This is a genomic window from Flavihumibacter petaseus NBRC 106054 (assembly GCF_000974785.1).
GTDB lineage: Bacteria > Bacteroidota > Bacteroidia > Chitinophagales > Chitinophagaceae > Flavihumibacter > Flavihumibacter petaseus.
On record NZ_BBWV01000001.1, the window covers coordinates 484,309 to 499,432 of the forward strand.

The 15,124-nt window shown below is 47.4% G+C and carries 19 protein-coding genes; 18 read left to right on the forward strand and 1 reads right to left on the reverse strand.

Annotated elements, in window-relative coordinates; translation table 11 throughout:
• Positions 1 to 225 precede the first annotated feature (225 nt).
• The 5 genes from FPE01S_RS02040 to FPE01S_RS02060 all read left to right on the forward strand — a co-directional run bounded on the left by FPE01S_RS02040 (position 226) and on the right by FPE01S_RS02060 (position 3,995).
• Positions 226 to 666, forward strand: a complete 441-nt coding sequence (locus tag FPE01S_RS02040) for a DUF7832 domain-containing protein (RefSeq protein WP_046367256.1) — start codon at positions 226 to 228, stop codon at positions 664 to 666.
• An 83-nt stretch (positions 667 to 749) separates the two neighbouring features.
• Entirely contained in the window at positions 750 to 1,178 is a 429-nt protein-coding gene (locus tag FPE01S_RS02045; RefSeq protein ID WP_157473864.1) for a hypothetical protein, read from the forward strand.
• A 61-nt stretch (positions 1,179 to 1,239) separates the two neighbouring features.
• Positions 1,240 to 1,674, forward strand: a complete 435-nt coding sequence (locus tag FPE01S_RS02050; protein ID WP_046367258.1) for an EthD family reductase — start codon at positions 1,240 to 1,242, stop codon at positions 1,672 to 1,674.
• A 30-nt stretch (positions 1,675 to 1,704) separates the two neighbouring features.
• On the forward strand, positions 1,705 to 1,956 hold the full coding sequence (locus FPE01S_RS02055; RefSeq protein ID WP_046367259.1) for a hypothetical protein: 252 nt from the start codon (positions 1,705 to 1,707) through the stop codon (positions 1,954 to 1,956).
• 38 nt (positions 1,957 to 1,994) lie between these two features.
• Positions 1,995 to 3,995, forward strand: coding sequence for an amidohydrolase family protein (locus tag FPE01S_RS02060; RefSeq protein WP_046367260.1), 2,001 nt, complete (start codon positions 1,995 to 1,997; stop codon positions 3,993 to 3,995).
• Positions 3,996 to 3,997: 2 nt separating this feature from the next.
• Here the strand turns inward: FPE01S_RS02060 and FPE01S_RS02065 are convergent, their stop codons facing one another.
• Positions 3,998 to 4,816, reverse strand: a complete 819-nt coding sequence (locus FPE01S_RS02065; RefSeq protein WP_046367261.1) for an ion transporter — start codon at positions 4,814 to 4,816, stop codon at positions 3,998 to 4,000.
• A 97-nt stretch (positions 4,817 to 4,913) separates the two neighbouring features.
• Between FPE01S_RS02065 and FPE01S_RS02070 the strand changes: the two genes are divergently transcribed.
• From FPE01S_RS02070 to FPE01S_RS02130, 13 genes are all read left to right on the forward strand, one after another.
• Positions 4,914 to 5,486 (forward strand): dihydrofolate reductase family protein, encoded by a 573-nt coding sequence (locus tag FPE01S_RS02070; protein WP_046367262.1) that lies wholly within the window; start codon positions 4,914 to 4,916, stop codon positions 5,484 to 5,486.
• 4 nt (positions 5,487 to 5,490) lie between these two features.
• A complete protein-coding gene (locus tag FPE01S_RS02075; RefSeq protein WP_046367263.1) occupies positions 5,491 to 6,303 on the forward strand; it encodes a DUF6193 family natural product biosynthesis protein in 813 nt (270 codons plus the stop codon).
• 72 nt (positions 6,304 to 6,375) lie between these two features.
• Positions 6,376 to 7,386 carry an amidohydrolase family protein gene (locus FPE01S_RS02080; RefSeq protein ID WP_169749120.1) on the forward strand — a complete coding sequence of 337 codons (1,011 nt, stop codon included), beginning with the start codon at positions 6,376 to 6,378 and terminating at the stop codon, positions 7,384 to 7,386.
• A 4-nt stretch (positions 7,387 to 7,390) separates the two neighbouring features.
• A complete protein-coding gene (locus FPE01S_RS02085) occupies positions 7,391 to 7,813 on the forward strand; it encodes a hypothetical protein (RefSeq protein ID WP_046367264.1) in 423 nt (140 codons plus the stop codon).
• Between the two features lie 18 nt (positions 7,814 to 7,831).
• Complete coding sequence (locus FPE01S_RS02090; RefSeq protein ID WP_157473865.1) at positions 7,832 to 8,200, forward strand: hypothetical protein; 369 nt, start codon at positions 7,832 to 7,834, stop codon at positions 8,198 to 8,200.
• A gap of 47 nt (positions 8,201 to 8,247) precedes the next feature.
• A complete protein-coding gene (locus tag FPE01S_RS02095) occupies positions 8,248 to 8,667 on the forward strand; it encodes a DUF1801 domain-containing protein (protein WP_046367266.1) in 420 nt (139 codons plus the stop codon).
• Between the two features lie 102 nt (positions 8,668 to 8,769).
• Positions 8,770 to 10,080, forward strand: a complete 1,311-nt coding sequence (locus tag FPE01S_RS02100) for a WD40/YVTN/BNR-like repeat-containing protein (protein WP_046367267.1) — start codon at positions 8,770 to 8,772, stop codon at positions 10,078 to 10,080.
• Between the two features lie 2 nt (positions 10,081 to 10,082).
• Positions 10,083 to 11,390 carry a WD40/YVTN/BNR-like repeat-containing protein gene (locus tag FPE01S_RS02105; protein ID WP_157473866.1) on the forward strand — a complete coding sequence of 436 codons (1,308 nt, stop codon included), beginning with the start codon at positions 10,083 to 10,085 and terminating at the stop codon, positions 11,388 to 11,390.
• 32 nt (positions 11,391 to 11,422) lie between these two features.
• Positions 11,423 to 12,151: a DUF4241 domain-containing protein gene (locus FPE01S_RS02110; RefSeq protein ID WP_046367269.1), complete on the forward strand. Its 729-nt coding sequence runs from the start codon at positions 11,423 to 11,425 to the stop codon at positions 12,149 to 12,151.
• A gap of 55 nt (positions 12,152 to 12,206) precedes the next feature.
• Positions 12,207 to 13,535, forward strand: a complete 1,329-nt coding sequence (locus FPE01S_RS24560; protein ID WP_052955450.1) for a S1C family serine protease — start codon at positions 12,207 to 12,209, stop codon at positions 13,533 to 13,535.
• A gap of 29 nt (positions 13,536 to 13,564) precedes the next feature.
• Positions 13,565 to 13,834: a hypothetical protein gene (locus tag FPE01S_RS02120; RefSeq protein WP_046367270.1), complete on the forward strand. Its 270-nt coding sequence runs from the start codon at positions 13,565 to 13,567 to the stop codon at positions 13,832 to 13,834.
• A 71-nt stretch (positions 13,835 to 13,905) separates the two neighbouring features.
• Positions 13,906 to 14,715 carry an alpha/beta hydrolase gene (locus FPE01S_RS02125; RefSeq protein WP_245623925.1) on the forward strand — a complete coding sequence of 270 codons (810 nt, stop codon included), beginning with the start codon at positions 13,906 to 13,908 and terminating at the stop codon, positions 14,713 to 14,715.
• An 18-nt stretch (positions 14,716 to 14,733) separates the two neighbouring features.
• Positions 14,734 to 15,078 carry a hypothetical protein gene (locus tag FPE01S_RS02130; RefSeq protein ID WP_046367271.1) on the forward strand — a complete coding sequence of 115 codons (345 nt, stop codon included), beginning with the start codon at positions 14,734 to 14,736 and terminating at the stop codon, positions 15,076 to 15,078.
• The last annotated feature ends 46 nt before the right edge of the window (positions 15,079 to 15,124 follow it).

The following is a 15,124-nucleotide window of genomic DNA, read 5'->3' on the forward strand; positions in this document are numbered from 1 at the left end:
ACCGTGCGTTAAATCAATTTGTTTATCCCTTGCAGCAACTGGAGGAAAATTGTATTATTAGGCGCTCTTGGCCGTGTTGCCAAACACGCGGGCATTGACGAAAATCAACCTTATTCTGACCGGCGACCTGATCGCCTGTTACTGAGGAGGCGAAGCATTTTCCTTCCCCAAAGGGAAAAGTGATAGCGTCGCTGATGCCTGAAAGCAAAAAAAACAAACACTACAATGGCATCAATAGACAGAATGGACTGGCATTATGGAGGCGACTTTCCGGAAAACTTACCTCCGGTAAACGGCGGGACCCATATAGGAATGTATCTGACCTGGATCATTCATAATGATCTCATTGGACAACTGCACCTGGACGATTCATTTGACGATATCCAGAAAGTTAAACTACGACAAAAAACTGGGCGGGACTTTTTAATAGAACAATGCGATGAAAAATTCTGGGATGAAGATCTGAGTAATGAAGGTCTTGAATTTACAAAATACTACTATGAAGGTGAAAGCATTGGCAACTTTAGGAACTACATAGATGACTATTGCGAAATATTGGGAAAAAACGTTGAAAGTCTATATCAGATTGATAACACCTGGGAAAACTATGAAAAACTAAGCCCCATGCTTGACTACCGATTTTCTGAATGGAAAAACAAAAAATAATTTGCTGTAGCAGCAGGCAGGAAGACAGATTTCTGATACGCACGATCAATGAAATGAAACTGGATAAACTCAAAATGCCTAAAATGGCATTAACAGCAACAGCAGCCTATACCGGGTTTCTGCTATACCTGTGGATAGCTCATGTCAGCCATGCAGCTGTTCCGGGATGGCATACAATATTAGTTGATGAAACAGCGATGGCGGGTATAATCGGCCTGGAAGCAATCCTCTTTTTAGTTTTATTATATACTTTCTGGTCACTCGGTTTACCCAGGAGAGTCTTTGTAATCGGAATTGTCAACCTGCTGCTCACCATTGCATTTTCTATATTGATATTCACGCCCTACCTGGTTTACCAATTTACGTTCGATCCTGCGGACATAGACAGGTCAGTATCCTTTATACACAGGTACGAGCTGGCAAGGTTCGTCAGTTCTGTAGTTTTCATTTGCTTTCAACTGGTATTCTTCTACGTCATAATAAGAGCCTACGCCAACCGGAAAATAAAGTAGGCTTCCGGACAAGCACCGGAATATGTATTTTTGATACACCCGCAAAATTAAACCAACCAATATGAACAGCATGCCCAAATACCTGTTGATGGCCCTTGCTTTGATCAGCCTGATTGCCTGCAAAACCAGCCAGGTAAGCACTACTCCCTCCCCGGCAGCCGGCATGTTTAAAGTAGCCATTCTCTATCCTAACGGAGACGACAAAACGTTTGACATGGACTACTACGAAAAGAAACACATGCCGATGGTAGCGGGGCACTTGGGCAGCAATCTGAAATTCTATGAAATTGACAAAGGCACAGCGGGAAGAACCCCGGCGGATAAGGTTCCCTTTGTCGCTATCGGCTATTTCTATATCAGCGATGTTGCTGAATACAATAAAGCCATAGCCCAAAACCGTGATGCAATTATTGGCGACATCAAAAACTATACGAATATCCAGCCGGTGATCAACATCAGTGAAATCAGGCAGGTGGTCGGCAACAACACCAAATAGAACAGCATACTTCACAACAATCAATAAACAGTGGCTCAAAGAAATCTCTCAGAACTGACAGACCAGGAATTATTGCAGGAAGCAAAAAAACAGAAATCAGCCGCATTGATCAATGCCGCGATCATTGGGTTTCTTATCGGAATCGTAGTGTACAGCGTCATCAAAAAGAGCTGGGGATTCCTGACGCTGATCCCATTGTTTCTCGCCTACAAACTCATTAAGAAGAACAAATACAGCAACGAGGAGTTAGAGCATGCCTTAAAAGAACGGAAGCTGAAATAGTTAAGCCGGAGTACCCTGGTGCCCAAAAAGAACAAACAATGAAACCTGTACTGGTACTGGTGTTTTTTTGGTCTTCAGTATTGACGCTGCCTGCACAACAGGCAGACACTACTTACTACTCGGTGGTCAAAACAGGTACTGTAGCGGGTGAGCAGAAAGTATGGCATACCGGGCCAACTGCCATCCACTACAGCTATCATTACCAGGATCGCGGTCGCGGCGACAGTATACATGCCAGCGTAAGGACTAACCCGGAAGGAATGATCCTTTACCTGAAAGCTACCGGTGTTGACTACAACAAGAATGCTTATTCCGAAACTTTTGAAGTGGTCAACGATTCAGCGATCACTACCATCAACGGCATCCGGAAAACCAGCAAGTTCAGCAACCAGTGGTATGAGAGCTGGGTTACACCAGGCATTATCGCAATGCGCGTCAACTGGTTACTCCGGCAGCCAGGCAAAAAAGGAGTTACGCTGGACGGAAATCCCATCCGAACGGAGCACCCGGTTGAAACCAGCGTTTCCCTTAACGGCAAAACCGCCGCGCTGTCATTATTTGCGCTCTATGACAACGATGACGATCCCCCGCATTATGCCTGGTTCACGAGAGACACTACTTTCTTTGCCCACCTGGGCCTGTTTTCACTGATTCAGAAAGGGTATGAAACCTGGACGGACACCCTGATTGCGCTACAGGAACAGGCAGGCCGGTCATACTATACCCGGCAAATAAAAGAACAGTCGGCCGGCATACCCCGTCGCCTGGTCATCGAACATGCGAATCTTTTTGAGTCCGCAACGGCCACTGTAAAAAAAGACATGACCGTTGTCATCACGGAGGGAAAGATTGCTGCGATCTATCCCTCATCGGAAAAGAAACCAATCCAACCGGATTCGGTCATCGATGCAAAGGGCAAGTTCCTGATGCCGGGTTTGTGGGACATGCACCTGCATTATGAGAGTGAAAAGTCAGAGGGCGGCTGGTACCTTGCCGGTGGCGTTACCCATGGCCGTGACCTTGGCCATGTAAAAATCTTGCTGTCGTACAGGGATCAGATTGCCAGCAATCATCTCCTGGGCCCGGACATCAGTTACGTTGCCGGGCTGATTGACAAGCAGGGGCCTCTCCAGGCACCGGGCGGAATTATTGTTGCTTCACTTCCCGATGCCATTAAAGCCATTCACACGTACAAACAACTGGGCTACCGGCAAATCAAGCTCTACAGCTCCATCGATCCAGCATGGGTAGCCCCCATGTGTGCGGAAGCCCATAAACTGGGTATGCGGGTAAGCGGGCACGTGCCGGCGTTTATGACAGCGGAACAGGCGGTCAACGATGGCTATGACGAACTCACCCATTTGAATTTCCTGTTCCTGAACTTTTTGGGAGATACACTGGATACCAGGACGCCTGTCCGGTTTTCGGCAGTAGGCGACCGGGCCGGCACTATTGATCTGCAAAGCCCGGAAGTGCAACGGTTTATCCGGCTGCTGGCAGCGAAAAAAATAGTGGTAGATGCGACGCTGAACCTGTATGCAAAACGATTTAATGAATTCAAGGGCGATACCAGCAGCATGCTTAAACCAGTTGTCAACTGGCTTCCCGAATACATGCGGAATGATCTCGCCATTGCCAATCCTTATGGATCCGATACCCGTAAACCCGCGTACCGGGCTTCTTTCCAAAACATGCTGCGGATGCTGAAATTGCTGTACGACAACCAGGTAGAACTGGTAGCGGGCACAGATGGCGGAAGGGCACTGGCCTTGCAATATGAACTTGAACTGTATGTTCAGGCAGGTATCCCGGCAAACGAAGTGCTGAAGATTGCTACGTACAATGCAGCGAAAACCTGTGGCCTGCTGAACAGTTACGGTGAAATCAGAACAGGCCTAATGGCCGACTGTATACTGATTGACGGAAACCCAGCGCAAAACATCAGTGATATCAGGCGCGTGGAGTGGGTAATCAAAAACAACAAATTTTATCATCCCAAACAATTGCTTTCCCTGCGAGGCTGGAAATATTATTACTGACCTTACAACGCCGTTCCGCAAAACTTGCAAAAACTTGCGTCACCATCATGCCCCTCTGCGCCACAGCCCTTACAAACCTCATGACCCGGCTTTCTGCTTCTTACAGCAAGGGCAATTTCGGTGGTGATGATACCGGTGGGGACCGCAATAATGCCATATCCGATAAACATCATGATGGATGCAATAAATTTCCCCAATGGGGTAACCGGTGAGATATCACCATATCCAACGGTTGTAATAGTTACGATGGCCCAGTAGATACTTTCAGGAATATTACTAAACCCGTTCTCACCATTTTCCACCAGGTACATAATGGAGCCCAGTATAATAACCAGTGTCAGCACAACCAGCATGAAAATACTGATCTTCTTGAGGCTCGATGCCAGGGAAGCCTTGAGAAATGCCAGTTCCGTAAGAAAATGCGTCAGTTTAAAGATGCGGAAAATGCGTAACAGCCGGAGCGCCCGTAATACCAGTAAAGATTGCGCACCTGCAAAAACGAAACTCAGGTAGGACGGGATTATTGCCAGGAGGTCAATGATCCCCAGGGAAGAGAATACATAACGCAACGGCCGTCTGATGGAGACCAGGCGCAGGATATACTCTATCGTGAAAAGAATGGTGAAACCCCATTCCAATGTGTAAAAAAAGGTGCCATAACGTCTGTGGTAAGATTCGATGCTGTCCAGCATAACCACAGTAATTGATCCAAGGATCAAAATCAGGAGTGCAATATCAAAGACCTTACCCGCAAGCGTATTGGATTCATAAATAGTATCATGAAGTTTCTCCTGCCATCTTTTACGAATTGTATTTGACATCGGGAAAATCGGTTTGAAACACAAAGGAATTTAACTAAAAAATGTTAAACCCAAAATACTGGTACCTTCATCTCAGAAAACAATAAAACAGCGCCATATGAGAAGAATCATCTCATTCATGCACATTTCACTCGATGGCTTTGTAGCCGGACCGAACGGGGAAATGAACTGGATCAAGGTTGACGAAGAACTTTTCGACTTTGTGGGCAAGCGGATCAGCGAGGGAGACACCGCCCTGTATGGCCGCGTAACTTATCAAATGATGGAAGGCTACTGGCCCGGGGCCGGTGACAAGCCGAATGCCAGCAAGCACGACAAGGATCATTCAAAGTGGTACGGCAAAGTGCATAAGGTTGTTTTATCGAAAACGATGAAGGATACTGTCTTGACGAATACAACGATAATCAGCGATGATCTTGCAGCGCGCATCAATGAAATCAAACAACAACCGGGTAACGACATCCTGCTTTTTGGCAGTCCGTCGGCGACCCATTCCCTTCTCCGGCTGAACCTGATAGATGGCTTCTGGCTGTTTGTCAATCCAATCATTCTCGGGAAAGGCATTCCATTGTTTGAAGGTATACAGGATACAATCAAACTGAAACTGGTCACCACCCAACAATTTACCAACGGCGTAACAGAACTGAATTACATTGTAGACAGTCACTAATAAAATGTCTGGACTATTTCACAATATAAAATCCCTATTCTCCAGAAAGACAATTTATCCGGAAATTATCAGAGCCGGTGGACTTGCAAATGCAATAGATCTTGAGTTAAAAACAATTAACTCAAGTTTGCGGGTGAGGGGTGACGATTCATTTGATAAGTTACCATTTTCCTTTGCCATGGTAGAGCATGGTAACAAATTTTCACAAATCTATATGGCCGCGAAGGAGAAGTTATATTTGCCGGACTTTTGGAGAGACGGTGTCTGCCTGGCACATGGAAAAACAAACAGTTTAACAGAACTTGCTAAGGTTTTAGATTATTGGCTTATTCAAAACGTTTCAACAAAAGCGCTATCTGAAAAATACAATTTTGTGTGTCCTTCCGCCAAAGCAAGTGCTTTTGATGAAAACAAGGAAATTGAGTTCACCTGGGAATTGCTTAAAAATGATGATGACAGCCTGGGATTGAAAGAATTTATAGGTGTTGCCAGCCAGGATAACACCCTGAACAAACTTTTTCCATTTACAAGTCTATATACGATGTGTTTCAGCAGATGTACCGGATTTCCATACGATACGAATAATCTGCCCAACGTGACGCTGCTTGAATATGCACATTTTATACTGCCTAAGAATGAAGCCGAATATTCAAAAATTCAGCACACTAAAGCAACGGGGGATAGCCAAATCTACGTAGTGACATTGAATATGAATAAATATCTCGGTAAGGGAAATGCGAGTGAAGCTTTACAACTTGTTCTCGAAAATTTACCAAACAACATTCAGCCCGCCAGAAAGGGAACAGCTGAGGATTAAGACCATTATTTGTTGAAATATTGAATGCAACCCAGGAATACCATACAGCAACCAGTACAAATTTCAATATCCTTGCCAAGAAACTACCGACTCAGGTTATTATTCGCGATTTTCCTGCTATATAGCTCTAGTCTGAAGGCCCAGGGTAATCAGCATTATGCCTTCACTGACCACCACGTACACCTGCAGGATTCCGCCACAGTGCAGCTGGGCTACAGAATGCTGAAAGCATTCGGCCAATCACCGACAAAAATGGACTCGCTGGTGTTTGATGCGGATACTATTATCGGAAGGCTGAACAAAGCTAAATTTCAAAGCGCCTGGATCTTATCCAATGCCTATTGGTTTGGCTCTCCATTGACGCCAATAGAAAACGAATATGAGGCCGTAAGAAAACAAAATGACTGGACAGCAGAACAGGTGGCCCGCTATCCGGGCAGGTTATCAGCCTTTATGAGTGTAAACCCCTTAAAGCCTTATGCGCTGGAAGAAATCCAACGCTGTGCAGACACCAAACGCTTTACCGGGCTCAAGCTCCATTTTGCCAACAGCAAAGTGAATCTTTTTGATAAGGCCCAGGTGGTACAGCTTCAGAAAGTATTTGCTCAGGCAGACAAAAATCACCTGGTGATGCTGATTCATTTCAGGAGCGGCAAGCAATGGGATGGTGCGGCCAATGCCCGGGTCTTCCTGGACAAATTATTACCATTTGCAAAGACCACCCCGGTTGTAGTTGCCCATATGGCGGGATGGGGCGGATACGACAAAACCACCGATGCTGCTTTGGAACGCTTCGCTGAATATTTTCAACTGAAGAATGACTACACCAAAAATCTTTACCTGGAAGTGAGCGCGGTGTTGCCAATTGACTCCGCAGGCAACACTAACCCCGGTAAAAGCAAATCCGCCTGGTATCCCGCGGCCGCACTTAATAAAAGAATCCAGGAAATCGGCACCCAACATATTCTTTTCGGTACGGATTGGCCCATGATTGATATTGATCTGTATATCGAGGTGTTAAATAAAACATTGGGAGCCACGGTTGTTCAGCAGATCTTAAACAACCAGGTTACCGGATTCTGAGCAAATGAAGAAAGTTATCACACCAACTTTACCCACTTTACTTGTCCTGCTGACTGGTTGCTTCAAAACTGAAACCAAAGACCCCGGAAAGGCATTTACCTATTGGTACGGTAGTGAGCCGCCAGCCCACATAGAAATGATCAGGGGCCAATATTTTCAATCCCCGCATTTTACACTGGAATATGAAGTGTTCCTAAAATTCAGAACAAACAACAAATGGTTTAACGGATTCGCTGAATATAGAAAGCTTGAAATAGACACTGTAAAAAATGACTGGACCAGGTGGACGGAATTGCCCCGATGGTTTAAACCAGATCAAACTTTCCTGATCTACGCGAAAGACCCAAAAAATGAATTTGAAACCTCCCGTTATTTCTTCAATCCCGACAGCGGTATCTGTTATATATTTGAAACGGCAGGAATGTAACGAGCGAAAATGCTTCACATGGGACTAGACCTTTTTCATTTTCTACCGGTGCACCCCGACAATACCAGTTATAGTGATATTGTTGAAAAGGATTGGCTGAATGCCCATCCGGAATGCGCTGCCGCGTTACTCGGCTGGCTGGAAGCATATGAAGGAAATTACCGGTTGCATTACCGTGTACTTGGTCACCAGCGCAAAGGGATGAATGCAAGCTTCTGCAAAGACTTCCAGGATGGCTATCACTTTAAGCTGGAAGTTGTTGAAAGTGCATATGCCTACCTTAAAGCGGATCATATCAGCCCGCTGGACAGGCTGCAGGAAAATTTTCGCTCCCATTTCATCAACAATTTCATTCCTGGTCAAAGCATCTTCTGCGTGAGCTTCTGATTGCAATCAGGCTCGTCAATCCGCCGCAGATTTCTTATATTCAGTACGTGAACGTACAGGAACAAATCCAGGAATATATCAGCAGCCAGCCTGAACCAAAGCGAGCCGAAATGCAGGCGCTGCACCGCATCATCCTGGACACAAAGCCTGGTTCTCAATTATGGTACCTGGATGGGAAAAACAGTGAAGGTAAAGTTGTTTCCAACCCCAATATCGGGTACGGATTATACACCATTCAATACACCGATGGGAAATCCAAAGACTTCTACCAGATAGGCCTAAGTGCGAACACAACGGGAATCTCCGTTTATATCATGGGCATTGCCGATAAGAAATACCTGGCGGAGACATATGGAGATAAAATCGGTAAGGCAAGCGTCAGCGGTTATTGCATCAAGTTTAAAACACTTAAAGACATCAATACCGACGTACTTGAAGCAGCCATAAAAGATGGTTTCGGGGCCTGAAACTGCGGAGTAAACGATCCGTTTATACCCAATGACCACAGGCAATAAATGCTGCTTCTTTGCCGTATTTTACGGGATCAACCGTTAAACCGCGCCTGACCGATGTGCCGCCCTGTAATCTGCTTTGCCGTGCTGTTGTTTGCCCTCGTGGCCTGTGACAAGAATAACGATGAACCACCTCCCCCGCCGCCACCTGCCCTTCCGCCAGCTAAGATCGAAGTGATTGCCGGCAACAACCAAATGGGCACCCGTGGCCTGCAACTGCTGGATACCGTCATCATTGAGGTGACGCCCAACCCTGCCGACCAGACGCCTGACTATACCTTCTATTTTACCGGCGGAACCGACAACGGCCAGGTAATGCCCTACACCGCCACCTGGAACAATGGAAAATATTATGTGCGCTCCGTCTGGACCCTCGGAAACAGTCCCTCCAACCAACAGGTAAAATTCCTGCTGTTCAACAATTGCTCCATCGCTACAAACTGTATCCCGGCAGATTCCACGGTGATCGATGCTACTACCAGTCACCCCTGGACGGCCGTATTCAACCCTCAGGCTTCAGGCGCTGGCACATTCACGGATCTTCACTTTTACACCGACCAGGATGGCATTGCTGTCGGCGACCTTACTCCCGGCGGCGTCATCACCCACGACGGCGGACAAACGTGGAATTCCCACGGCTATGACCGGAACGACATCTACCAGCTCGCTTTTGCAGACGCCGATACCGGCATTGCCGTCATCACCAACAACGGTGCCCGTTACACCTACGATGGCGGTCTCACTTTCTTCGAAGCCCCCTGGTCTGCCCCCGCGGTGGGACATCTGTCTTCCAATTATTTCATGACCGGACCTTCCTCCCTGGTAGCTGTCGGCCGCTACGGATCCATCGCCCGCTCCACTGACGCCGGCCAGCACTGGACCTCCTATACTGACCTTAATTTTATCAATTTCCTCTATACAGTTGAATGCCCGGATCCCAATACCTGTTATGCCGGCGGTGAGAGTGGTAAACTGATCAAAACCGGCAATGGCGGCATTACCTGGTCTGAGCTGCCATCGAATACCAACAGCCGCCTGTTTAAAATTACGTTCCATGACAACCAGCTCGGTTATGCAGGCGGGGAAAGCGGCTGCCTCATTAAAACCAGCAACGGCGGACAAACCTGGTCGCAATTAAAGCCGGGCATTCATGGAGATATCATCGACATCAGGTTCTTTGATAACAATAACGGCATCGTGGTGGGCAGGAACGGCGAAATCGCGCGCACCACCGACGGCGGCGATCACTGGACCATGATCAACGGGCACAGCAACGGCGTGTTCTCGCTGACGAAAACTTATATCAAATCGTCACAGCTGATCCTCGGCCTGCAGAACCAGTCCATCTACCAATACGAAATCAACTAATCATGCGATCATCCCTACCCCTGCTGATCCTGCTGAGCTGCCTTATGGCTGGTTGCGAAAAGGACGATCCGCCACTCCCCGACTATACGACCGGAGAGATTGAACTCGCCGGCGGAGATAACCAGTCGGGTGTTTTCGGGGAAATGCTGGCCGACCCGATCCGGCTGAACGTGCATTCAAAAAATCCGAACGACAGGTTCTACATATCCTATAAGCACACACAGGGAAACGGTTATGTGGGGCAGGATACGCTGCCCGGCTGGTTCCCGGTCTATGCTGATTCGGCCAACCCGGAGCATTCTGTGAAGTGGCGGCTCGGCTGCGACAACACCACACAGAAAGTGACATTTTACCTTCACCCCTTCAGTATTTCCAACCCCCTGACACTGGCCGCCCCGGTGGACAGTGTAACGGTTTCAGCTTCCGCTACCAAACCTGCGGGCTGGTGCAGGGCCTGCGGTTATGGCAGCCTGGATTTTGTCAACAGCAAGGTGATCACCTACGACCAGCAGACCTTATACATGGTGAACAATAAATTGTATGTTTCCACTGACGGCGGACTCAACTGGTACCCGGTAACGCTGCCATTTGCAGATCAGATTGTCGATGCGCAGTTTAACAGTAAGGGATGGATGTACCTCGTTACCCAAAATGAGGGTGTTTATTATTCCGCCGATAAGCAGCATTGGCAGGCGATCAACGGCGGACTGATCGACCGGCGCGATCCCACGGGATTCCTTGCTGAGGATAATTCCCTTTTCATCAGCTTTTATTTCGATGGTCCCTACCGCAGTACGGACAATGGCAGTACCTGGCAGAAAATGGTGGTAGGGAACAGTTCGGAGCGGCAATACGGATTTACCAGGCATCCCGACGGGAGGTTGCTGATGCTGGACAAGTGGAATGACCTGTATGTGTCTGGCAACAACGGCGATACCTGGCAGAAAACGGAGCTGCCCTACAAGTACCGCAATTACCAGGTATATGATCTGCAGGTTGACGCTACCGGGAAGGTATATACGGGCGCCGGAGATGCGACGCTGTCAGTTTTTGACCTGGACAGCTTTGAAGGGGAAACTCATAGCCACTATGAATGGAACGCCAATGCACAGTCCGTCACCAATATCACGCTGGCGCCTGGCGATATATTTTACCAGGTCAATTATAACCCGGCACCCGGGGTTTACAGCAAATCGGCGAACTGGGGGCGGCTGGACCTGGGCTTTGGGCAGGCGATCAACTATTATTTCCGGAAGCAGAACGGTAAGTTTTTGCTTGGGTCAAACAACTTTCTGTACTTCAGAGAGTGATTTACCTATTTTTCTTTTTACTATACTTGCGCATGAAATTTCTTTTTTCGATGTTTCTTCTGGTTTCCTGCGCTACACCTGGCCCCGACCATTTGGTAACAATCCATTTTCCACCGCACGAGGTAACAGCATACCCTGAAATATTCGAGAAAGCTTATTTTGATGGCGCCAGTTCAAAAATGGATACAGTGCCGATTGATTTCTATACTGTCGAAATCGGTGAACTCAAACTGCCTAGTGGAAGGATTGTAGCCTGCGACAATGTTAACTCGTTCCATGCCAAACCATTTGTGCAACAATTCCCAACAGGACAGTTTCCCGTGCAACTGGCAATTGCAAAAATTGCAACCGATGAACGCGTCGCATATGCCAGGGTGAGGTTCACCAATGAACCAGTTACAAAATGGGAGTATGCATTGCTTGGAGGGCAGGCGCCAATGCCCATAGGTGGCAAACAAATTTATGGCTACGGCGTCGATGCCGGTACCGGTATGTTCCTTGATGAAAAAGCCAATATTGAATTCAACCAGTTGTATGATAAAGACCCGGACATTTACAACCAGGTGTTCGTGGACATAATGGAACGGAACTACCGGCCGACCTGGAGTTACCTGATCCATTCCTACGGGCACTATAACCTGGCTGCTTTTTCAACCGGCTATGGTGACGGAACCTATTCCACCTTTGTGGGCTACGATAATAAAGGCAAGATCTGCCAGCTCCTGACTGATTTTGCACTGGTCAATTGGTGGGATTATTGACTTTTTGAGAATTTTATATTTTATTTACGTTCTAAACAGATAAACCTCAATCCTGATGCGCACCTCTAAACCGGCCCTGTGCTTTGCCATCCTGGCACTTAGTTTTTCAGCTTCATTTTCCCAGACAGTCAAAGTAAGCGCAAACCCATCCAACGCAAAACTGGCTTTAAACTCGTCGAGCACCTCCGATTATGTGAAAGTAAAAGCGCGCCAGACCAATACCGGCGTACTCGCTTATCTCGACGGCTACATCACTTCAGGGTTGATGGCCACTGAACTCGATGGGAAAAACGTGTCGGAATACACCATCAAACTGAATAAGGTCAACAAACTGCCGAAGGATTTCAATTCAAGGAAAATTGAATTCACCAAGCTGAAGATATCTGATGATAAGGAAGCCATCACGCCGCTGGTAACCATGGTAAAGACCACCATGTCTTCAGCCGGTTACAAAATGGTGGGCACCAACAGCCTGTTTAACAACAAATCGGATGCTCCTGATCTTGCTGTAGGCGGCGAAATCCTGTGGGTATCTACAGAAACCGCGGGCCGGGGATTCCAGGCATCCATACTGGTGCACTGGTCGGTGTACAGCATGGCTAAGGAGACTGTAGTGTATGAAGTAACTACCGGTGGCTTTTCCGATTCACGGAAAAGGGGCACCGTGGTAGATGAAATGACCCAGGCAGTTAAAGACGCCATTAATGGTCTTATCTATGATGCCAAATTCCAGGACCTTGCCATCAAGAAAAGTGAAGCAGTAGCGGCAACACCAAAAGATGCTATTGTTGTAGGCAAAGTGCCGGTAAAAAAATACGACAACTACAGTGCACTGATCAAAGAAAGTCTTGGATCTGTAGTTACCGTTAAAACCAACTTCGGAATCGGCAGCGGATTCATTGTCAGTACCGATGGCTATATCCTTACCAATGATCATGTCATTAACAGCGCGGAAAAAATAGAAGTGATCTTCGACAACGGCTTCAGCTTTGAGGCTAAGCTTGTGCGCACCAACGAATCCAAAGATGTTGCCGTGATCAAAATATCCGGCAATGGATTCAAGCCTTTGCCCATTAATCCCGCAACAGAACTTGCCACTACCGGAAGTGAGGTATTCGCTATCGGCACACCGGAAAATATCAAGCTCGGTCAAACCGTAACAAAAGGAATCATCAGCGGCAAGAGAGAAATTGAAGAAAAGGTGTTCCTGCAAACGGATGTTGCTATCAACTCAGGCAATAGCGGCGGGCCGCTGATCAACAGCTCTACCGGTGAAGTGATTGGCATCGTGGCCGCCAAGATCAAGGCAAAAGGCGTGGAAGGGCTGGGCTTTGCGATTCCGATGGCAGATGCGTTGAAAGCATTGAATATTACTTTTGAATAAACCCGACGGGAGGTCCGGGGGAAATTATTATGCCTGTTTTATTCAGTTACTGCCTGGCCTATAATATCGTTACCCTGATCTTCGTATCGAATATCTACAAGGATCAGTCTGCCTCTCTCGGGTATATGTATTTCTTTCCGGCATTCTGGATCCTTGCCGGGCTTATCCTGATCATCCTGTATGTCCAGAAAAAAGTGCGTTTTGAGACCCGCTGGGAAAAAGTACTGCTGATCCTTTCCACGCCGGGTCCGTTCCTGGTACTAGTCTCTGTGCTTTCTATGCTGGCTGGTGCGTTATGAACAAACCTTATTCTCCCCGGGCCATAAAACATCCTGTAAGTGAGCGGGCGAAGCTTTGACGAAATCTACCCATGTCATTTAACCGTTTCAGCGGATTCATCTTCCGGTGCATGTTCCTGGTGATTATTCTTTTCACGCTTCTTTGTGTTGGGCTATACTTCCTGCAGGAGAAGCTTATCTATTTTCCTCAACGGCTGGACAAGGCCTACCGGTTTGATTTCAGGTCGTCGTTTGAGGAGATCAATATTCCCACTGAAGAAGGCGTTTTGAACGGCGTGCTGTTCAGGGCGGACAGTGCAAAAGGGTTGATCTTTTACCTCCATGGCAATGGGGGTTCCGTCGGTGACTGGGGCAGTGTGGCGGACCGTTACACCGCCTTGCGGTATGATGTCTTCATCCTGGATTATCCGGGATACGGCAAGAGCGATGGCGCCATCAGCAGCCAGGCTAAACTGTATAAGGCTGTTCAGTCTGCCTACGATAAGATGAAATCCCGGTACAAGGAAGAAGAGATAGTCGTTCTCGGGTACTCTATCGGAACAGGCCCGGCGGCCTGGCTGGCGGCCGGCAACAGACCCGGAAAGCTCATCCTCCAGGCGCCCTATTACAGCCTGACCGACATAATGCGCAAGACCTGGCCGTTCGTTCCCACTTTTCTGCTGAAATACAAATTCCCTACGAATGAATACCTGGCCGCCTGCAAAATGCCCGTAGTCATCATTCACGGCGACCAGGATGAAGTGATCTATTACGGGTCATCGCTCAAACTCCAAAAGGAAATGAAGGCGGGGGACACGCTAATTACCTTGCACGGACAAACGCACAATGGCATCACGGATAATCCCGACTATGTTGCTTTACTGCCAACTATTCTTCGATAAGCACTGATATTCCTGACTTTGGATAATTCATTTTTCGACGCCCTCGAATATTGTATCACCAAATTTCTCCGGTCGACTGCAGCGCCAGAAACCAGGGGATACTGGTGTGATGGCGTATTGCCAGATTCATCGGGGGCAGTTCCATTCTCAAAAACCAATAAGCGTACCAGGCAAATGACATTGGAAGCCTGCGTAGGTAACGATGGCCAGGGGAAATACAGACTTGAAGTTTTTTTGGGCAGGAAAGCCCAGAGCAGGAACGACAGAAATCTCGATCTTACCGAATGTATTCCGAAAACTGCAACACCTGACAATTTCAGCGTAGACACGAACACAAAAACAATCTGCCTGGTGTTAGATTAAATCTATGGATACTGAATCCCGACACATATGTAATTTTGGTGGCAAA

What these genes read in the sequence shown, in the direction of transcription:
- FPE01S_RS02075 (WP_046367263.1), top strand. Translation starts at nt 5,491, where the DNA reads ATGTCTGGACTATTTCACAATATAAAATCCCTATTCTCCAGAAAGACA.
- FPE01S_RS02070 (WP_046367262.1), top strand. Translation starts at nt 4,914, where the DNA reads ATGAGAAGAATCATCTCATTCATGCACATTTCACTCGATGGCTTTGTA.
- FPE01S_RS02085 (WP_046367264.1), top strand. Translation starts at nt 7,391, where the DNA reads ATGAAGAAAGTTATCACACCAACTTTACCCACTTTACTTGTCCTGCTG.
- FPE01S_RS24560 (WP_052955450.1), top strand. Translation starts at nt 12,207, where the DNA reads ATGCGCACCTCTAAACCGGCCCTGTGCTTTGCCATCCTGGCACTTAGT.
- FPE01S_RS02100 (WP_046367267.1), top strand. Translation starts at nt 8,770, where the DNA reads ATGTGCCGCCCTGTAATCTGCTTTGCCGTGCTGTTGTTTGCCCTCGTG.
- FPE01S_RS02125 (WP_245623925.1), top strand. Translation starts at nt 13,906, where the DNA reads ATGTCATTTAACCGTTTCAGCGGATTCATCTTCCGGTGCATGTTCCTG.
- FPE01S_RS02050 (WP_046367258.1), top strand. Translation starts at nt 1,240, where the DNA reads ATGAACAGCATGCCCAAATACCTGTTGATGGCCCTTGCTTTGATCAGC.
- FPE01S_RS02045 (WP_157473864.1), top strand. Translation starts at nt 750, where the DNA reads ATGGCATTAACAGCAACAGCAGCCTATACCGGGTTTCTGCTATACCTG.
- FPE01S_RS02040 (WP_046367256.1), top strand. Translation starts at nt 226, where the DNA reads ATGGCATCAATAGACAGAATGGACTGGCATTATGGAGGCGACTTTCCG.
- FPE01S_RS02110 (WP_046367269.1), top strand. Translation starts at nt 11,423, where the DNA reads ATGAAATTTCTTTTTTCGATGTTTCTTCTGGTTTCCTGCGCTACACCT.
- FPE01S_RS02060 (WP_046367260.1), top strand. Translation starts at nt 1,995, where the DNA reads ATGAAACCTGTACTGGTACTGGTGTTTTTTTGGTCTTCAGTATTGACG.
- FPE01S_RS02090 (WP_157473865.1), top strand. Translation starts at nt 7,832, where the DNA reads ATGGGACTAGACCTTTTTCATTTTCTACCGGTGCACCCCGACAATACC.
- FPE01S_RS02120 (WP_046367270.1), top strand. Translation starts at nt 13,565, where the DNA reads ATGCCTGTTTTATTCAGTTACTGCCTGGCCTATAATATCGTTACCCTG.
- FPE01S_RS02105 (WP_157473866.1), top strand. Translation starts at nt 10,083, where the DNA reads ATGCGATCATCCCTACCCCTGCTGATCCTGCTGAGCTGCCTTATGGCT.
- FPE01S_RS02065 (WP_046367261.1), bottom strand. Translation starts at nt 4,816, where the DNA reads ATGTCAAATACAATTCGTAAAAGATGGCAGGAGAAACTTCATGATACT.